Genomic DNA, 19,343 nt, shown 5'->3' with positions numbered 1-19,343 from the left:
TTTTACTTATCTCAGGCCGGCACGCAAGGATGCGCCCGATATCGGCAATGAAGGAGGAGATCGATGCGCGTCCACCACCTCAACACCGGCACGATGTGTCCACGCGGCGGTCGGCTGGTGAGCGGCAGCGGCGGCCTGTTCGCGCGCGCCCGCCTCGTCTGCCACTGCCTGCTAATCGAAAGCGATGACGGCCTGGTCCTCGTCGACACCGGCATCGGCACCGGCGACATCGCCGCGCCCGAACGATTGGGGGCACGCTGGGTGAGGCAGGCCGCGCCGCTTCTCGACGCGTCGGAGACGGCGCTGCAGCGGGTGCGGGCATTGGGCTTCTCGCCCGATGACGTCAGGCACATCCTGCTCACTCATCTCGACCGCGACCACGCCGGTGGCATCGGCGATTTCCCGAAGGCCAAGGTGCACGTTCATCGCGCGGAGCATGCGATGGCCGTCGAGGGGGCTCCGGCGCCGCCGCGCGGCCGCTACGTCGCCGGCCAATGGCGGCATCGTCCCGATTGGCAGTTCTACGGCGATGACGGCGAGGACTGGTTCGGCTTTCGCGGCGTCCGCGCTGCCGTCGATCGCAGCGGCGACATCCTGATCATTCCTCTGCCGGGCCATACGCGCGGGCATTGCGGCGTCGCCGTGCGTCGCGGCGACAAATGGCTGCTGCACGCCGGCGATGCCTATTTCTTCCACGGCCAGCTCGATCCGCGGCCACGCATTCCGCTGCTGCTCGGGCTATTCCAGCGCAAGGGCGATCAGGATCGCACGATGCGGATCGCCAACCAGGAGCGGCTGCGGCGCCTGAAATGCGACCATGGCGACCGGGTCACGATCGTGAACAGCCACGATCCCGTTGCCTACGAGACGTGCCGCTGCGGTGATCGGGCCGCAGCGCTCATTCCGGCCTGAGCAGGCGGAACGCCTCCTCGAGCAGATGCGGCGTGTGCTTGCCGGTCGAATCACGGCAGGCGCGTTCGAAATAGTCCGCCAGCGCCGGCCGGAATTTGGGATGCGCCGCCTGGTCGATGATGGCGCGGGCCCGCTGTTTCGGCGACAGGCCGCGCAGATCGGCGAGGCCCCGTTCGGTCACGAGAACCTGTACGTCGTGCTCGGTGTGGTCGACATGGGTGACCATCGGCACGATGCAGGAGATCGTCCCATTTTTTGCCGTCGAGGGCGTCATGAAGATCGATAGATAGGCGTTGCGGGCGAAGTCCCCGGAGCCGCCGATGCCGTTCATGATGCTGCTGCCGCGGACATGGGTCGAATTGACGTTGCCGTAGATGTCGGCCTCGATCATGCCGTTCATGGCGATGACGCCGAGCCGGCGGATCACCTCGGGATGGTTGGAGATCTCCTGCGGCCGCAGCACGATGCGGTCGCGCAGGAACTCGATCTCGCGATTGAATTCGATCGCAGCTTCCGAGCTCAGCGACAATGCGGTCGCGGAAGCGAGATCCATCCGGCCCGAGCGGATCAAATTCAGCATGCCGTCCTGCAGCACCTCGGTGTAGGCGGTGAGATGCGGGAACGGCCCGTCGTCGAGCCCGGCCATGACGGCGTTCGCGACATTGCCGACGCCGGATTGCAGCGGCAGCAGATTGCGCGGAGGCGGCCCTGCTTCACCTCGTGTGCGAAGAACTCCAGGATGTGCCCGGCGATCGCGCCGGAGACATCGTCGGGCGCGGCGAAGCTCGTGTTGCGGTCCGGCGCATGGGTCTCGACGACCGCGATGACCTTGTCCGGATTGCAGCGATAGGTGGTCTCGCCGATGCGGTCGCCGGGCGCCACGATCGGGATCGGTTTGCGATGTGGCGGAAGGCGCGTGCCGTAATAGATGTCGTGCATGCCGAGCAGCGCCGGGTTCATCCACGAATTGACTTCGATGATGACGCGGTCCGCCAGATCGAGCCAGGTCTTGTTGTTGCCGATCGAGGTCGATGGGATCAGCCGCCCGTCGGGCAGGATGCCGGCGCATTCGATCACGGCGACGTCGAGATGGCCGAGAAAGCCAAACCACACGAACTGTGCAACATGGCTGAGATGCAGATCGATATAGTCGATGCTGCCGGCGTTGATGCGCTGTCGTGTCGCCGGATCGGACTGATAGGGCAGGCGCAGGTCGATGCCATCAGCCCGGGCGAGCGCGCCGTCGAGCTCGGGCGCGGTGCTTGCCCCGGTCCACACGCCGATGCGGAACGGCTCGCCGCGCGCATGTGCGGCTTCGATCCGGCGCGCCAGCGCGAGCGGCACCGCTTTCGGGTAGCCCGACCCGGTGAAGCCGCTCATGCCGACATGGTTGCCGGGCTCGACCAGCGCGGCAGCCTCGTCCGCCGACATGATCTTGGCGCGCAGCGCCTGTGACATCACCTGCGATGAACTCATCGTGCAAACTCCATGCGCGATCGTTCAGACCGCCAAGTCCGCGCTGTTTAAGGTGGGCCCTCGACGGGTGATTTGACAGGGGTCAAGCCGCAACGGCCCGTGCGTGCATCACAGCCCTGCAAGGCGCGCGCGCCGCAGCTCCCGGACCTTCGCGGCGCGCGAGCGCTCCGTCAGCATGTTGGCCTTGCTGTAGCGCGGGTCGCCGGTGACCTCGTCGCCGACCCAGTCGGGAAGGGTCACGACGGTCGTTTCGGTCGGCAGCTCGATCTCGGCGATGACGACGCCCTCGAGCGCGTCGTGGTAGACGTCGACCTCCCAGACGCCGCTTTCCGCGGGCACGTAGTGACGCGTCTTTTCGAGGATGCGCCCATTGCAATGCGCGAACAGTACCGCGGCGTGGTCCGCGGGGATGTCGTATTCGAATTCATCTCGGGTCAGGCCGCGGCGGCCGCTCTTCACGCACAGCGTCGTCCGGTTGCCATAGCAGCGAACGCGAACCTTGAGGCCGTCCTGACGTGCGACGAGCCCGTCGCGCAGGCGTTCACTGTGCGTCGCCTGATCCCGCCAAGCATCGGACTTGACGAGAAACTTCCGTTCGATTTCGAGAGCCATGACCTGATGTTGAGCGAAGCGCCGCCGTCCTGATACGTCATAGCAGCGGCGCGCGACAACGACTATGCCACCAAGGATGAAGAGAGTGTTGTCGAATTCATCCAGGACGTCGTATTGACTTATCGTTTGCCGCGCGGCTTCTCGGCCTTGGCCGGTGCCTCGGTCTGTACGCCGCAGCTTGCCGCTGCAAGGGAGGCCTGCGCCTGCGGCATGAGACCCGGCTCGGCGGCAAGGGCCTTCAGCACGATCAACCCGGTCGTCGTCGGCGAATCGATGATCAGCCGGTCGGCGGCCGTGATCTCCTCGTCCTCGGGCAGGTCTTCATGCTGCGCCTCGGTCATCAGGTTGAGCTCGATCACGCGCTTGCCGGCGGAGCGATCGTTGATGGCGTAGTAGGCGATCTCGTTGCGCGTATAGAACGACACCGACGTATAGGCCTGGCTCACCGGAACCGTGAGCTTCAGTGGTCCGTCGGACAGATCGTAGCGGCAGATCGCCATGGCGAAAGCCGGGTCCATGAACGGCATCGGCGAATTGCCGGGATCGGCGAGCGGCAAGGGCGTCACGGCGTTCAGCTTGGTCATCGGCGTCAGCCGGGAATAGGCGTCCTGGGTCGAGATCCGAGGCAACGCCAGCACGCTGACGAGATGGACCACGCCGCCGAGCAGCACGCCGACGACGACCGTGAACAGCAGCCGGATCATGATGGGCAGCCCACTGTCGTGATCGACGGCATCGGCGCGTCGCGCTGCGTGCGGGTTGCGACACCGACCGGCGTGTCGTAGAGCCGCAGCATCAGCGCGTAGCGCTCGATGCCGCCGGTCGGCAGCCAGTTGCCGGAGCGCGAGCGCGCGGCGACGCGAATCTCGAAGGAGCCATCGGCACCTCGCACCAGCTCCTGGCTGGTGAAGCCGTAGCGCTGCAGCGTGTTGGCGACGAGGTGGCCCTTGCGGTCGTAGAGCGTGAGCGTCCAGAAGCGGGCGGGGGGCGTGACGCCGCTGACGAGGATGTCGCAGCGACCGTCGAGCGGCTTCTTCTTGTCGTCTCTGGTGGCGGTGAAGGCCACGCCGTCGCCGGTGCCGATCGGCAGCTCGCCGTTGCGGGTGATGGTCGCGCGGGCATAGGGGTCGACGTCGGCCGTGCCCGTCTTCGGACGCGCCGTCCACGCGCCGATCGTCAAGGTGCCGAATTCGGTGCCGCGGGTCGTCGTCATCCAGGTCGCGCCGATGCCGACGCCGGTGGCGATCAGGAGCGTAAGCAGGGTGATGAAGAGCAGCCGCACGGGGATCGCTGACGTCAGTTCTTGCGCAGGGCAGGAGTGGTCACGCCGTCGGCCGTTGCCGCGACGTAGTTTTCAGGAAAGGCCAGCGCGCTCGACGACACCGGCTTGGCGGGTTTGCGCGGATCGACGGGCGCCGCCTTCTCGGCCACGCGCGCGGCGTCGTCGAGCATCTTCTCGACCTGGACCAGGACGTCGGCGCCGCGACGGGTCAGGACCGGCGGTGGGCCGGGCTTGATCTCCAGCGTTTTCGGCTGGCCGGCCTGCGCCATCGCGGCGGACGCGGGCTGCGGTGGCAGCTTCTCGCCCATGCCGACTCCGGGCAGCTCCTTGACCTCGATGCCCTGATGCGCGGCGACCATGATGTCGTGCCACGTCTGTGCCGGCAGCGAGCCGCCGGTCATACGGTTGGTCGGCGAATAGTCGTCATTGCCGTACCAGACCGCGCAGGTGAAGTTGCCGGTGTAGCCGACGAACCAGGCGTCCCGATAGGCATTGGTGGTGCCGGTCTTGCCGGCGGTCGGAATGCCGTCGAGTGCGGCGCGGCGTGCGGTGCCTTCGCTGACGACGTGGCTCATCATGCCCGCCATGTCGGCAGCAACCGAGGCCGGGATCGCCTGCTTCGGCTTCGGGCCGTCGCGGTCCCAGCGCCAGACCAGGTCGCCGCCGCCGGTGCGGACCTCGAGCACGGAATGCGGCGTCACCGCCTTGCCCTTGTTCGGGAAGGTCGCATAGGCGACCGCGTGCTCCAGCACCGTGACCTCGTCGGAGCCGATCGGCATCGACGGCGTGTCGGGCAGCGGCGCCTTGAGGCCGAAGCGCCGGGCGACCTCGATGATCTTGGCGCGGCCGGCCTTTGGTCCCTCCCTGCCGCCAAGCGCGATCGACAGCTTCACAGGCACGACGTTGATCGAGCGCGTGATCGCCTGCGTCAGCGTGACCGAGCCGGAATAGGAATGGCCATAATTCTGCGGGCACCAATTGCCGATGCAGACCGGACCGTCGACGACGATCGACGTCGGCTTGAAGCCGTTCAGCAGCGCGGTGGTGTAGACATACGGCTTGAACGACGATCCCGGCTGCCGGTAGGCGTCCACGGCGCGGTTGAACTGGCTGGCGCCATAGTCGCGGCCGCCGACCATGGCGCGGATGCCGCCGTCGAGGTCGGAGACGACAGTCGCCGCCTGGGTCGCATGATAGTCGCGGCCGAACTGGCGCAACTGGTTCTCGATCGCCTCGTCGGCCGCATGCTGCACGGTCATGTCGATCGAGGTCCGCACCACGAAGACGCGCTCGGTGTAGGATTTCGGGAACGTGTCGACCAGCTTGCGCATCTCGTCGAAGGCGTAGTCGAGGAAGTAGTTCGGCGAGCTCTCATCGCGGCGGTCGACCGCGAAGGCCGGGTTGCGGCGGGCGCCGAACACCTGGCCTTCGGTCATGAAGCCGGCGTCGACCAGATTGTCGAGCACGACGTTGGCGCGAGCGCGGGCGGCGGGCAGGTTGATGTGGGGGGCGAACTTGGTCGGCGCCTTGAACAGGCCGGCCAGCATCGCGGCTTCGGCGAGGTTGATGTCGCGCACCGACTTGTTGAAATAGAAGTGTGCCGCGCCGTCGACGCCGAAGGTGCCGCCGCCCATATAGGCGCGGTCGAGATAGAGCTTGAGGATCTCGTTCTTGGTCAGCCGGGTTTCCAGCCAGATCGCCAGGAACGCCTCGTTGACCTTGCGCTCGATGGTGCGCTCGTTGGACAGGAACAGGTTCTTGGCGAGCTGCTGGCTGATCGAGGAGCCGCCCTGGCGGACGCCGCCGGCCTGGGCGTTGGTGACGAGGGCGCGCGCCGTGCCGGCGATGTCGATGCCGAAATGATCGTAGAAGCGGCGGTCCTCGGTGGCGAGCGTCGCCTTGATCAGATTGTCCGGAAAGTCCTCCAGCGGGATCGAGTCGTTGTGCTTGATGCCGCGGCTGCCGATCGGGTTGCCGTAGCGGTCGAGGAAGGTGACGGCGAGGTCGGACTTCTTCAGCCAGTCCTCATCGGCGGTTTCCCGGAAGGCGGGGATCGCGAGCGCCAGCATCAGCACCAGGCCGCCGAGCCCGATCGTTGCGGCCTCCGAGAACGGCTCGACGAACACCCAGCGCTTCCAGCCGCCGACATAGAAGCGGTCCATGAACGCCGAATAGCGCTCATACAGCTCGCGGGTGCCGCGCAGGGAGGAGAACAGCGCCGAATCGAAGCGGGCGTCGAGATCCAGGCGGAAATTGTTGATCCGCTTCTTCCAATCGTCTGGAATGATCTGCCGCACGGGAACCCTGGTCGTTTCGAAAGCGTGTCAGCTGGCTTCGAAAGCACTCAGCAAGTGGGGCTGGGGGCCATCGAAGGGTCTTGCGCGATTGTTGCGGCAAACCCATGGCACTGCACAGTCAGCCGCCCGAACCCGAGCACCTGACCCCAAGCCGCGTTGCCGGCGCCGCGCCGGAGTGACTCAACCATCTATCTAGCCGAGCGGAGGTCACAAACCAATGGTTCCGCTCACAATTTGATGCACAAAGCTAACGTGCCGCCGTATTCGGCAAAGCCCCTTGCGCGGCTCGGGGCCGGGCACCTAGATGGCGGCCACGCCACGCCCTCCTTGAGAATCGCCCGAATGACCGCACCGCTCAAACGTCCCTCGGGCCAGGAGGGAATGTTCTGGAAAACCAAGCTCTTGGAAGAGATGTCCGAGGCAGAATGGGAAAGCCTGTGCGATGGCTGCGGGCGATGCTGCCTGGAGAAGCTGGAAGACGAGGATACCGGCGACATCTACTTCACCCACATCTCGTGCAAGCTCTTGGATGCCGGGCTATGTGCCTGCAAGGACTACCCGAATCGTTCCGAACAAGTGTCGGATTGCGTTCGCCTGACGCCTGAGAACGTCCGCACCCTGACGTGGCTGCCGCCGAGCTGCGGCTACCGCCTCGTGGCTGAGGGGCGCGATCTCTACTGGTGGCATCCCTTGATCTCGGGCGATCCTCAGACGGTGCATGAAGCCGGCGTCTCGGTGCGCGGCCGGGTCGAAGGGACCGAGGACGACGTTCCGGACGACCAGCTCGAGGATCACATCGTGCAATGGCCGGTGCTGCTGCCGAAGCGGGCCAAGCTGAAGCGACGGCCGAAATAGGCTCGATCACCTCGCGTTCGCAGCAAATCACGATGATGCGACCGTTCTCGTGCTGTCGGGATGCACCCATGCGCCCGGCCGGCTGCCGCGGGGGAAATTTATGCCTTAAGTAGTTCGCCAGTCAGCGAATCCGCGCGGCGTTGGTCGCGCCCGGCATAGCATTCATCCCATGAACAAGTTCGATCGGCAGAGCCATTGTCCTGCCGCGTCCCAATCCCTGCCCGAAGAGATCGCCGCCGAGCTGCCGGCCATTCCGCCGCAGGTGCAGGCGATCGAGGATGCGCCGCCGCTCGCGCCGCCGGTGCCGCTGACCCAGGCCGAGGTGCGGACCATCCTGATGAGCCTGCTGCTGACGATGTTCCTGGCCGCGCTCGACCAGACCATCGTGGCGACCGCACTGCCGACCATCGGCCGCGAGTTCCAGGACGTCACCAATCTCTCCTGGGTGATCACCGCCTACCTGCTGGCGTCGACCGCGGTGGCGCCGGTGTTCGGAACGCTCTGCGACATCTATGGCCGCCGCTCGATGATCATCACCGCGCTCAGCCTGTTCGTGGTCGGCTCGGTGGTCTGCGCGCTGGCGCCGAACATGCCGGTGCTGATCCTCGCCCGCGGCCTGCAGGGGCTCGGTGGCGGCGGCATCATGCCGGTGGTCCAGACCGTGATCTCCGATGTCGTCAGCCCGCGCGAGCGTGGCCAGTACCAGGCCTATTTCAGCGGCGTCTGGCTGTTGGCCGGCCTGCTCGGGCCGGTGATCGGCGGCTTCTTCGCCGACCATCTGCACTGGTCGATGATCTTCTGGATCAATGTCCCCCTCGCGATCGCGGCGCTCGCATTGCTGCTGCCCAAGATGGGCCGGCTGCCGGTCTATCACCGGCTGCGCAAGGTCGACTGGGCCGGCGGCCTGCTGCTGATGGCCTCGGCCGTCGTGTTCATGCTGGTGCTGACCTGGGGTGGCCACAAGCTGGCCTGGCTGTCGCCGACCTTGCTGGCGATGATCGGCAGCGCGGTGGCGCTGGGCTTGGCCTTCGTCTGGCACGCCAGACGGGCCGATGAGCCGTTCCTGCCGCTGTCGCTGATGGGCGGCACGGTCGTGCCCTACGGCATGCTGGCAAGCGGCTGCGCACTCGGCGCGCTGATCGGGCTCACGGTCCATCTGCCGCTCTATTACGAGCTGGTCTATCATTTGACGCCGAGCGAGGCCGGCCTCGGCCTGATTCCGATCGCGGCGATCTCGACCTTCGGCGCCGCGATTGCTGGCCGCACCATGGCCCGGGTCAGGCATTACAAGCGCGTTGCCATCGTGGGCACGATCATCGGCACCATCGCCGCCGCGGTCATGACGGTGACGACGCCCTCGCTCTGGGTGCTGATGGCGCTGCTGTCGATCTACGGCATCGGGCTCGGAACGGCGTTCCCGATCTCGGTGGTGTCGCTGCAGAACGCGGTGGACCGCTCCCAGATCGGCACCATCACCGGCGCCATGAACTTCTTCCGCTCGATGATGTCCTCGTTCACGGTCGCGGCCTTCAGCGCCATCCTGCTGATGGCGCTGGGCGCCGACATTTCGCTGGCGGAGGGCGCCCATGGCGCGGTCAGCGGCATCGCGGAAGCCGACATGATCCATGCCTTCCGCTTCGTCTATGCCGCGGCCACCGCGATGCTGGCCTGCGCCTCCGTCTGCATGATGCTGATGGAGGAGCGGCCGCTGGCCGGCCCGTCGCGCAACGAGGCGGTGGAGATGGCGGAGTAGGAAAGACAGGTAGGGTGGGCAAAGGCGCCGGGCACAGCCGTTGTTCCAAGGCACCCTGTCGCGCGCCGTGCCCACCGTCGTCAAGCACAGCCCGCGGCGAGATGGCGGGCACGGCGTCACCACGATGGGACGTGAGGAGAGAGCACAGCAGCGCCTTTGCCCACCCTACGGTTCGTCAGTTGGGGCCGCTACTCGCGCGGCTGAGGGATCTCGATGTTGTCCTGCCCGCGCGAGCCGTCGTCGAGCGATGACTTCACCAGACCAGCCTCGACGCGTTTCGCAAATTCGGTCGATCCGCCGTTCGCCAGCTCCCTGGCTTGGCTGATCCATCGCTCGCGCTCGATCCGTCCTGCGAACGCCAGATACGAGCCGACCCATTTGGCGTGCTCGGCGGTCCAGGCTGCGATCTGCTCGAAATGCCAGATGCCGAGGCCGTGCAGCCGGGCCTCGTTCTGCTTGCCGATGCCCTTGATGAGCTTGAGATCGTCGGCCTGGCCGCCGCGCGGCGCCGCCAGTCCGAGCGGGCGGGCGCCGCCATGGACGTCCTCGTTCTCGACGGGCGGCATCAGCGCCGGCAGGTGGGCCAGGAGGTAGCTCGCCTCGTCCTCGCTCAGCGGCGCGTCGGCCTGATCATCGATCGTGATCGCGCCCGACTTCACCGCAGTCGAATGCGCGGTGTCGAGGCCCGCGGCGAGCAGCTTGGCCTGCGCGATCCAATGCTCGCGCTCGATGCGGCCGGGGAAGGCCATGTGATGGCCGACCCAGCTCGCATGGTCAGGCGACCACGCCGCGATCTGGCTGAAATGGTGGATGCCGATGTCGTTGAGGACGCGCTCGTTCTTGGGTCCGATGCCCTTGATCAGCTTGAGATCATCGGCTGCACCGTTGGGTGCGGGCAGGGCCGGCGGCCTGCCGTCGGCTGTGGCTGGGATCTCCGGCGCCGATGATGCGGCAACCTCGGCGGCAAGCCGTTCCGCCTCGGCGTCTGCGGCGAGGTCATCGGCGTCCGTCCTTGCGGCCGCTTCGGCGGCGAGGCGATCGGCCTCGGCCTTGGCGGTCGCTTCGGCCACGAGACGCTGAGCCTCCGCCTCGGCTTTCGCGACGGCCTCCGCCGCAAGACGGTCTGCTTCGGCTTTCGCCGCTGCCTCAGCGGCCAAGCGTTCAGCTTCGGCCTTTTCGGCCGCTTCTGCCGCAACACGATCGGCCTCTGCTTTCGCGGCTGCTTCCGCAGCGAGGCGGTCCGCTTCGGCTTTCGCGGCGGCCTCCGCAGCAAGGCGCTCGGACTCGGCGTTCGCCGCCGCCTCGGCAGCGAGCCGTTCGGCTTCGGCCTTCGCTGCGGCCTCGGCAGACAGACGATCAGCCTCGGCCTTTGCCGCGGCTTCCGCGGCGAGCCGCTCAGCCTCGGCCTTTGCGGCCGTTTCGGCGGCTAGACGCTCGGCCTCCGCCCTTGCAGCGGCTTCGGCCGCAACACGATCGGCTTCGGCCTTTGCGGCGGCTTCAGTGGCGAGGCGATCGGCCTCGACGCTGGCTGCGGCCTGCGCAGCCGGGGATGGGCTGTCCGCCCAAGGACTGGCCGCCGCCGTTGCGCCGGCGAACGCGACGCTGTGTCCAGGACCGCCCGGCGACATCGCACTGGTGTCACCCAGCCCGACATAGTCCTTGAGCTGTCCGCCGATCAGGCAGCCGAGCACATAGGCGCCGACCATCAGCAGGCCGACCTCGAGCCACAGGCCGGCACGTCCGGGCAGCACGCTCAGCAGCGCCATCACGATCCCGATGACGAGGGCGAGCGTCGCCGGCAGCAGCCAGCTTCTCAGCCAATCCGGCCGCGGCGCGTCCGACCAGGTGCGCCAGCCGACAAAGCCGCCGATGCCGACGGCGAAGATGATCCAGAACGGAAATGTCGCAAGGTCGTACATCATGATGTCAGCGCCTCACTTGACGACGAATTCGATGCGGCGGTTCTGCGCGCGGCCTTCGGCCGTGTCGTTGGAGGCGACCGGCTTGGTCTGGCCGTAGCCTTCCGAGGTCATGCGCGAGGTGTCGATGCCGGCGTCGCCGATATAGCCGACCACCGCGGCAGCCCGGCGCTTGGAGAGGTCCATGTTGTTAGCTTCGTCGCCGACATTGTCGGTGTGGCCTTCGATCGCGATCTCGGCGTCCTTGCAGCGCTGCGCAACCTCGATCAGGTGATCGAGCAGCGCCAGCGACTCGCGGCTGAGCTCGGCGCTGCCGGTGCTGAAGCGGACGCGGCCCTTGGCGAGCAGCCCGTTGAACGCCGGCTGGCACTCCGCGACCGCGAGTGGCGGGCTTTCCGGCTTGAGGCCGATCTTGACGTCGTCGAGCTTGAAGCCGCTGCCGACCGCATCGGCGAGCTCCTTGCGGACCTGCTCTGCCGACTTGTCGTAGATGGCGAGCCCGTCGACCGTGATCGCCGCGTCCTTCGCCGTCAGCGCACCCGACCACAGCCGCGCCAGCGCCGGGAACGTCGCCTTCAGCGACTGCACGTAATCCTTTGGCGCACCGTCGCCGATCTTCAGGCCGTCCTCGACCGTCTCGGTGATGAACGTCGACGTGGCGGCGTCGACGAGATCGCGGCGGGCGGCATCATCAGGCACGTAGCCGCTCAGCATGACACGGCCGTCCTGCTTCTGCAGTCCGAACGCGTAAGGCGAGACCGGGCCGTCGCGGACGTCGATGGACGCGAGCGCAAACGGCGCGGGCAGGGCGCCGGCCAGTTGCTCGCGCACGGCTGCGCCGGTGACGTTGGCGAGTCCGACGCCCCTGAGCGAGACCTGGGTGTCGTTGATCTCGGCGCGCCCCTGCGAAAGCCGGGCGAGCTGCTGCAGCAGGCTCGCGCTCGCTTTGGCAAGGTCGCCATCCGGGGCGCCGCGGGCGATGCCGATCTGGCTCTTGATCGGCTTGCCGTCGAACTGTCCGCTGGCGGAGCCCAGCATCGCATCGCGGGTCGCTCCGCTCGGCGCGAGACCTGTGAGGCTCAAGCCGGTGCCGTCGAACTCCGCCGACCAGCGATAGGGCTTGATCTCCGGCGGCAGAATGTCGGCCTTCGCCAAGGTCAGCCCGGTCGGCAGCTTGCCGACACCGGCCATCGTTTCGTCATAGGCGGCGGTCGAGGGCGCCTCGCCCGAAATCGTGTAGGTGGCGTCGGAGATGACGACGCGGCCCGTGCTCAGCCTGGTGAGCTCCGTCAGCGCATAGGACGTGTAGGCACCAAAATCGCCAGCAGGCGCGCCACGCGCGATCTGCATGTGATGCATCACCGACGCGCCGGGCCAGGCCTTGATCGCGGCGGCCTCGAGCGCGCGCCTGATGTCGTCATTCGGAACGACGCCGGACATCACCAGCGTGTTGCTCTCGCGAACCGCGCTCCAGATGAACGGTTTTGCCTCCGGCGGCAGGATCGCGACCTTGTCGAGCACGGCGCCGCCCGGCAACTGCCGCGTCGCGGCGATGGCGGCCTCATAGGCGTCCGACGATGCGGCGGCACCTGCGATCGAATAGGCCTTGTCCGCGAGCGCGAACGCGCCGCCGCTGAGCTTGGCGGCCTGGACCGATCCGTGGCTCGCGATGGCCGCGAAGTCGGCCGGAGCTCCCAGCGCATAGCCGAGGCGATCGACCACCTCACCGCCGGACGAACGGACGGCATTGAGCACGGCATTCCGAACGGCGGGCGTCGGCACCGCGCCTTCGAGCACGAGCTGGCTGCCGTTTCGCGTGGCGCGGAAGGCATACGGTTTCGGTGTCGGCAGCTTGTCGTAGGTGCCGTCGACGAGCCGAACGCCGTTGACCGACGCGGCGTCCTCCAGTTTCGTCGACTGATCGGGACTGAACTCCGGCCCTTCGATGCGAACGTCACGCCCCGCGACAGAGACCTTGAGAGCCGCGGCTGTGTCGGGGACGGCGGCGGCAACGGCGGCACGTGCCCGCGGTGCGATATCGTCCTCGACCCCCGCCGTCTTGAAGCTCATGGCCGCGAGCCACAGCACGGCAACAGCGATCAGTCCCGCCCACCATTTCGATGGTTGATGCATGTGAGAGCCCCTCGTTTCCCCACCTGCGCCCGGTTCACCCGGATCGTTCCGTTGTCATGAACCACGTGTCGAGCCTATCAGAACAGCTCTCGGAGACCAGCCGTCGGCACGTTGTGTGTTTCAATATGCACAAGCTGCGAGAGCGTCGCCGTCTGCGAGCTTCGCACCGCACCCGATCGTCCTCAAGGTGCGATCAAAGTGTGACCGTTCGACGACGAACATCGCAGGCGCGCAGCCTTCGCGGCTACGCCGCTCGCATCACTCCTCCAGCGCCCGGCGCAGGCGGCGGATGATGACGCCGCGGGCGCGATCGTCGGCGGCCTGTTCGATCCGCTCGTGGATGTCGAGCAGCAGACCCGACATGTCGTTGTGCCAGTCCAGCCGGGTGACCGCCTCCGGCGCCAGCCGTCGTCGGCGCGCGACGTCGAGCGGCGTCGGCACTGCGCTCGTCAGCTCATAGACGTCGTCGAGCAGGGGCGAGAACACTTTCGCCGCCGGCACGATCCGCTCGGTGACGCGCGTCGCCAGCGCCGCGATCGCAGCGTCCTCGCCGTGGGACAGGAAGAGGCCGCGCGCGATCGGGCGGCGGGCCGCGATCCAGCGCGCGATCTCGGCGCCGTCGGCGTGGCCGGAATAGTCGTCGATCATGCGGATGCGCGCCGCGACCTTGATCTCCTCGCCCTGGATGCGCACCGCCTTGACGCCGTCCTGCAGGAAGCGCCCAAGCGTGCCGTTGGCCTGGTAGCCGACCAGCAGCACGGTGGCGCGGCTGTTCCACAGCCAGCGCTTGAGATGATGGCGGATGCGACCGGCATCGCACATGCCGCTGGCGGCGATGATGATGTGGAAGCCGGTCAGCTTGGCGATCGCCTTGCTTTCATCGACGGTCTCGGTGAATCGCAGATGCGACGACGACAACAGACGGCCGACATCGCTGCCGCCGTCGAGGCTCTCGGTGTGCGCGCGAAACACCTCGGTGGCGTGGATCGCCAGCGGCGAATCCAGGAACATCGGCGCGGCCGGAATCTCGCCACGCTCCATCAGGCCGACCAGATCGACGATCAGCTCCTGCGTCCGTTCCACCGCGAAGGCCGGGATCAATAGCGCGCCCTGGGCCGCCGCCGCGTCGCGCACCTCGCCGGCCAGACGGCCGCGGCGCAGCTCCGGCGTGGTCGGCTCACGGATGCGGTCGCCATAGGTCGCCTCCGAGATCACGTAGTCGAAGCCCTCGGGCGCTTTCGGATCCGGCTGCAGCAGCTTGGCGTCGGGCCCGACATCGCCGGAGGCGAGCAGCCGCAGCGGCGCGCCGTCGGCGCCTTGTCCTGCGAATTCGATCTCGATCGAGGCCGAGCCCAGCAGATGCCCGGCATTCCAGTAGCGGGCGCGGACGCCGGGAATGATCTCGGTCCAGGTCTCGTAGGGGACGGCTTGGAAGTATTGCAGCGCGGCGATGGCATCGTCCTGGGTGTAGATCGGGCTGACCTCGCCGCGGCCGCGCGCGGTGTTGCGGCGGTTCAGCGCCAGCACCTCCTGCTCCTGGATGTTGCCGGCATCGGGCAGCATCCAGGAGCAGAGATCGATGGTGCCGCGCGTTGCGAAGATCTTGCCGTCGAAGCCCATGCGCACCAGTTTCGGCAGCAGGCCGCTATGGTCGATATGCGCATGCGTCAGCAGCACGGCGTCGATATCGGCGGGACGGAATGGGAAGTCGCCGTAATTGAGCTCCTTCAGCGTCTTCTGACCCTGGAACAGGCCGCAGTCGATCAGCATCTGTCCGTTGTCGGTCCGGACCAGATAGCAGGACCCGGTGACGGTGTGCGCCGCACCGCAGAATCGAACGGTCACACTCATGCGGCGGTCTCCCGAGGACGATGGATCGATGCTCGACGACGGTTCATCACGAACGACCGTTCGCGCCGTCGGCGAAGCTATAGCCGTGGTTGGCGGCGGCCGCGGCTGCGGCCAGATCATGCTCCGACGGATCGCAGGTGAACACGCGATAGAGTGGCTCACCCCGGTCGACACGATCGCCGATCTTCCTGAACAGCATGATCCCGGAGCCCTTGTTCACGGGCGCGCCGGCGGTGCGCGCCAGGCGATTGAGCCGCAGGCAATCGATCGCGGACACGATACCGTCGTGTTCGGCCTTGACGTCGAAGGCGAGATCGCCGAGCTCGCTGCGGCATTCCGGTGGGCCCTGCGCATCGATGATCTTCAGCATCTGTTTGAGCGCCGCGCCGCTGTCGAGCAGCTCGCGCGCCCTGTTATAGCCGGCGCCGCCGCGCAGCTTCGGATCATATTCGAGCAGATGCGCCGCCAGCCGCAGCGATTTCTCGCGCAGGTCAGCCGGGGCCGACGGCTCGTTGCCCAGCACCGCCATCACGTCGCGCGCCTCCAGCACCGGCCCGATGCCGTTGCCGATCGGCTGGCGGCCGTCGGTGGTGATCACCTCGACCTTGAGACCGAACCTGTCGCCGACGAACTCGAACAGCTTGCGCAGGCGCATCGCCTCCGCGCCGCTGGTCAGCTTGGCGGTCGGGCCGACCGGCAGGTCGAGCAGCAGATGCGTCGAGCCGGCAGCGAGCTTCTTCGACATGATCGAGGCGACCATCTGCTCGCGGGTATCGAGGCTGAGCGGGCGCTCGACCGAGATCAGGATGTCATCGGCAGGCGACAGGTTGACGTGGCCGCCCCAGATCACGCAGCCATTGCAGGCGGCGACGATCGATTTCATCTCCTCCGCGCCGACATTGACCCGCGCCAACACCTCCATCGTGTCGGCGGTGCCGGCCGGCGAGGTGATCGCACGCGAGGAGGTCTTCGGGATGGTCAGGCCGTGGGCGGCGACGATCGGCACCACCACCATCGAGGTGCGGTTGCCGGGGATGCCGCCGATGCAATGCTTGTCGACCACGACCGGGTCCGGCCATTTGAGCTGAGTGCCTGCATTGGCCATGGCGCGCGTCAGCGCCAGCAGCTCACCCGAGGTCATGAAGCTGGCCGACCCGATCAGGAAGGCTGCGATCTCCATGTCCGAATAGCGGTAGTGGGTGAGGTCCTCGATCACGGCAACGATCGCCTGGTCGCTCAAGGTCTCGCCCCGGATCTTGGCCCGGACCGCCTCCATGCTGTCGGGCGGCGTCGCGGGCGACACGGTCGCGAGCGTGCCGGCCGGCTCGGCAAAGCGCCGCAGCGCCGGCTCCGACAGGCCGATCTCGTCGGGCCCGATCAGTGCGTCGTCGTCGGTGATCAGGAGTGTGGCCAGCAGCGTCCGCGAGTTGCAGCGCAGCTCGACGCGGCTGAAGCCGCGGAAGACCTCGGGCCGCAGCGCCTTCGAGCGGCGGGAGATCACGACAACGTTCTCGCGGCCGGTGTCGAGCGCGACGCTGCGGATCTTGAGCTGGGGGCGGGCGGAATCTGTTGTGCTCATGGCGACCAGGATAACCTTTAAGGCGGTCCACGCCATCGCCGTTGACCCAGATCATGACGTGGCATCCGGCGGATAAGCCGAATTTTTTCTGAATGTGTCGGACGAGGATTCAGCGGCTCGGCTCTACCGCCAACCGGCCGGGGGCCGCGGACTGAGAATAAAGCGAAGCAAGTTCAGTTGCTTGCACTCCGGTTCGGATCTCGGACGTCGGGTGAGGGCGGGCCTGCGATGGAATGCCGGCTCCGAATCTGGGCCGCGCAGGTACCTCATCGGGTTAACCGATTGTTCAAGCCGATGACGGAGGGTTTCCGGCGGGGCGTCCATCCCGGCCTCGGCGCGCCCTTCCGGCGCGTCAGATGATCGAGCCCGACCGGAGAGGTAGATGCGGCAGTTGATTGCGAGCTTCCTGAAGAATCAGGCTGGCGCGACCTCGATCGAATACGCCATCATTGCCGGCGGATTGAGCATCGTGATCCTGGCGGCCGTCAATGGCCTGGGCTCGGGACTGAGCAGCAAGTTCACCGCGATCAACACCTCGATCAAGTAGCCCGCCGGTCAAATTGCCGCGCGATCAAGTCGGCGCGTGATCAACTCATTGGCCGAATCAACTCATTGGCCGATCAAGTCACAGGCGTCGTGATTGTGCACGACGCCTGCTGCATTGTGCCCCATCCCATTCTGTTGCATGCGACGCGCCGCCAGTCTCCACGAACGAAGCTTCCGGCGGGGGCATCGCCGGAAGCTCGTCGAGCAGTCAGAGGTTCAACAGCCCAGCTTCAAAAGTTGCGCTGGGCGCGCAGCAGCATGCTCACCGTGTCCTGGTCCTTGAGCTGGTAGATCGCGGCCGGCTTCGCCGTGCTCGTGACGGCCGGAGCAATCGCCGTGCCCGAATATTTCTGGTCGAGGTGGCTGTAGGTCACGTCGGCCGAGAAGGTCAGGCCCTTGACCGGCGTCCATCGGGTGATGAGGCCGATCTGTCCGAGATTGAAGTCGGGGTTGCAGGTCGAGCCCGCCGTCAGCATCGCGGTGGCGGCGATGCCGGCACAGATGAGGCTCGATCCCGTCTGGCCATAGCGCACCTGGGCATAGGCGCCGTACAGCGCCGTATTCCAGCGCGGATCCCAATTGTGGGTGAAGGCGCCGCGCATGCCCCAGGTCTGCACGGTCGACAGGCCCGTGCCGGTGCCGAACACCGCGTCGGCGACGCCGGCGAAGCCGATGCTCTGATAGGCGCCGGCTACGTTGGTGCCGCCATACATCGCGTAGGTCGTGTTGGCGAGGCTCTGGAAGTTGTAGCGGCTCGCGCCGTCGGTGTAGACCGCCTGCAGGTTGACGACGTCGCCCGGACCGGTCGGGATGTTCTTGATCGACAGCGCCAGTTGCGCGGCCCAGCCCCACTTGTCGGAGGGATGACCCGAGGTCTCGGTCGCGCCGTAGTAGGCGGCATGGTTGTCATGCGCGGCGAACGACGCCTGGAAGATGCCCCACGCCTGGTCGACGCGAACCATGCCGATGATGTCGGGAGACACCGTCCCGCCGAAGCTGCTCGAGCCATAATTGCCGCCGAGCACGCCGGCCGCGGTGATGCCCGACGTGTTCCAGATGTTGGTGGTGAAGAACTGCGTCTGGTCTTCCAGCGAGACCGCGGCGGTGATGCCCTGGCCGAAATCGGCGGTGTAGGTGAACTGGTTGACGCCGTTGTTGGAGCCGCTGCCGCCGACCAGGCCGTCGAAATTGTTGCCGGGATAGTTGATCCAGGGCGCGTCGAAGGTCGACACCGCCTTGCCCATCGTGAAGCCGGCGAACTGAATGAAGGCGTAGTAGACGCCGACGATGCCGCCCGAGATGGCATCGCCGGTGTAGGAGGTGGCGCCGGCGCCCGCGCCGCCATAGGAGCCCGAAGTCCAGTTCAGCACGGTCTCGAAGTAGGTGCGCACCACGCCATATTCGGTCGCGGTGCGCGTATCGATGTTCAGATCCTGGCGCGAACGGGTCTGATAGCGGTTGCTCAGGCGGTTGTCTGCGCCGGCCTGGCCTGAATAGGCGCCACCGTAATTGCTGTTGGTCCACAGCGCGGTCTCGGCGCGCAGATAGCCGCCGAGCTTGATGCAGGTGTCGGTGCCGGGAATGTAGTAGAAGCCGGTGCCGTACAGCGAGCACACCTTCACATATTCGACGGCCTTGGCCTTCAGCGGAAGATCCGCGGCCTGCGCCGCCGCGGCGGACAGTATCACTGCTCCCGTTCCGAGTAGCAGGCCCCTCAACGTCTTCATTTCCGTTTCTCCGGTTGACGGCGATGCACACGGCCCCCCGCGTGTCGCCTCTGGCTTCGCCAGATTGCGGCTCTCACACATTTGATTCCGGCGACGGCTTGATCGGCGCGACTGGCGGAATGGTTGAATGCAGTGTGCATGAGCCAATTTCGATTTGATGAATGTGCTCTGCTTGTTCGAGGCACACTCGATCGTCGTTAACACGCTGCTCGCACGCACCAGCGTCGACGCGGTCACGCCGCGGTTTTGGCCTCGCTGTGTCGATTTGTTAATGGTGATAATGGTGAATAGGTTAGGTGGGAATCCCGAACAATCCCGCTGCACATCGCAGACTGCGCGCATCATGGCGTTTCGCAGCGTCGCTGCCGACGCGCGAATGATCTCTCCGGCCTCGCACGTGA

The 19,343-nt window shown here is 66.7% G+C and carries 13 protein-coding genes and 1 pseudogene; 4 read left to right on the top strand and 10 right to left on the bottom strand.

Annotated features, from left to right (window positions below):
* Positions 1-63: 63 nt before the first annotated feature.
* Positions 64-912: an MBL fold metallo-hydrolase gene (locus tag QX135_RS18445; RefSeq protein WP_316179224.1), complete on the top strand. Its 849-nt coding sequence runs from the start codon at positions 64-66 to the stop codon at positions 910-912.
* Here the strand turns inward: QX135_RS18445 and QX135_RS18440 are convergent.
* From QX135_RS18440 to QX135_RS18420, 5 genes and pseudogenes are all read right to left on the bottom strand, one after another.
* Positions 899-2,388 (bottom strand): annotated as a pseudogene (locus QX135_RS18440) (acetyl-CoA hydrolase/transferase family protein). The gene QX135_RS18445 and the pseudogene QX135_RS18440 overlap by 14 nt on opposite strands.
* Before the next feature lie 108 nt (positions 2,389-2,496).
* Positions 2,497-3,000, bottom strand: a complete 504-nt coding sequence (locus QX135_RS18435) for a CYTH domain-containing protein (RefSeq protein WP_315777559.1) — start codon at positions 2,998-3,000, stop codon at positions 2,497-2,499.
* 119 nt (positions 3,001-3,119) lie between these two features.
* Entirely contained in the window at positions 3,120-3,704 is a 585-nt protein-coding gene (locus tag QX135_RS18430) for a DUF1254 domain-containing protein (protein ID WP_315739852.1), read from the bottom strand.
* A complete protein-coding gene (locus QX135_RS18425; protein WP_315777560.1) occupies positions 3,701-4,282 on the bottom strand; it encodes a DUF1214 domain-containing protein in 582 nt (193 codons plus the stop codon). The genes QX135_RS18430 and QX135_RS18425 overlap by 4 nt, the downstream gene beginning before the upstream one ends.
* A gap of 14 nt (positions 4,283-4,296) precedes the next feature.
* Complete coding sequence (locus tag QX135_RS18420) at positions 4,297-6,579, bottom strand: PBP1A family penicillin-binding protein (RefSeq protein WP_315756480.1); 2,283 nt, start codon at positions 6,577-6,579, stop codon at positions 4,297-4,299.
* A gap of 342 nt (positions 6,580-6,921) precedes the next feature.
* Here QX135_RS18420 and QX135_RS18415 point away from each other — a divergent pair, with 342 nt between their 5' ends.
* Positions 6,922-7,434 carry a YcgN family cysteine cluster protein gene (locus QX135_RS18415; protein ID WP_316179226.1) on the top strand — a complete coding sequence of 171 codons (513 nt, stop codon included), beginning with the start codon at positions 6,922-6,924 and terminating at the stop codon, positions 7,432-7,434.
* Positions 7,435-7,603: 169 nt separating this feature from the next.
* A complete protein-coding gene (locus QX135_RS18410) occupies positions 7,604-9,187 on the top strand; it encodes an MDR family MFS transporter (protein WP_316234207.1) in 1,584 nt (527 codons plus the stop codon).
* A 188-nt stretch (positions 9,188-9,375) separates the two neighbouring features.
* Here QX135_RS18410 and QX135_RS18405 read toward each other — a convergent pair whose 3' ends face one another.
* From QX135_RS18405 to QX135_RS18390, 4 genes are all read right to left on the bottom strand, one after another.
* Positions 9,376-11,109, bottom strand: coding sequence for a cell envelope biogenesis protein TolA (locus tag QX135_RS18405; RefSeq protein ID WP_316179230.1), 1,734 nt, complete (start codon positions 11,107-11,109; stop codon positions 9,376-9,378).
* A gap of 12 nt (positions 11,110-11,121) precedes the next feature.
* Positions 11,122-13,239 carry an OmpA family protein gene (locus QX135_RS18400; RefSeq protein ID WP_316179232.1) on the bottom strand — a complete coding sequence of 706 codons (2,118 nt, stop codon included), beginning with the start codon at positions 13,237-13,239 and terminating at the stop codon, positions 11,122-11,124.
* Positions 13,240-13,497: 258 nt separating this feature from the next.
* Positions 13,498-15,090 (bottom strand): MBL fold metallo-hydrolase, encoded by a 1,593-nt coding sequence (locus tag QX135_RS18395; protein ID WP_315756476.1) that lies wholly within the window; start codon positions 15,088-15,090, stop codon positions 13,498-13,500.
* Positions 15,091-15,136: 46 nt separating this feature from the next.
* Complete coding sequence (locus QX135_RS18390) at positions 15,137-16,669, bottom strand: thymidine phosphorylase family protein (protein WP_315739844.1); 1,533 nt, start codon at positions 16,667-16,669, stop codon at positions 15,137-15,139.
* Positions 16,670-17,051: 382 nt separating this feature from the next.
* Here QX135_RS18390 and QX135_RS18385 point away from each other — a divergent pair, with 382 nt between their 5' ends.
* Positions 17,052-17,216: a Flp family type IVb pilin gene (locus QX135_RS18385; RefSeq protein WP_315716136.1), complete on the top strand. Its 165-nt coding sequence runs from the start codon at positions 17,052-17,054 to the stop codon at positions 17,214-17,216.
* A 229-nt stretch (positions 17,217-17,445) separates the two neighbouring features.
* Here QX135_RS18385 and QX135_RS18380 read toward each other — a convergent pair whose 3' ends face one another.
* On the bottom strand, positions 17,446-18,942 hold the full coding sequence (locus QX135_RS18380) for a porin (RefSeq protein WP_316234206.1): 1,497 nt from the start codon (positions 18,940-18,942) through the stop codon (positions 17,446-17,448).
* Positions 18,943-19,343: the final 401 nt, after the last annotated feature.

Origin of the sequence: Bradyrhizobium sp. SZCCHNR1098, assembly GCF_032489375.1 — a bacterium.
Classification (GTDB): domain Bacteria; phylum Pseudomonadota; class Alphaproteobacteria; order Rhizobiales; family Xanthobacteraceae; genus Bradyrhizobium.
Note: the sequence above shows the minus strand (reverse complement) of the source record. Positions and strands in the feature narration are given on the sequence as shown.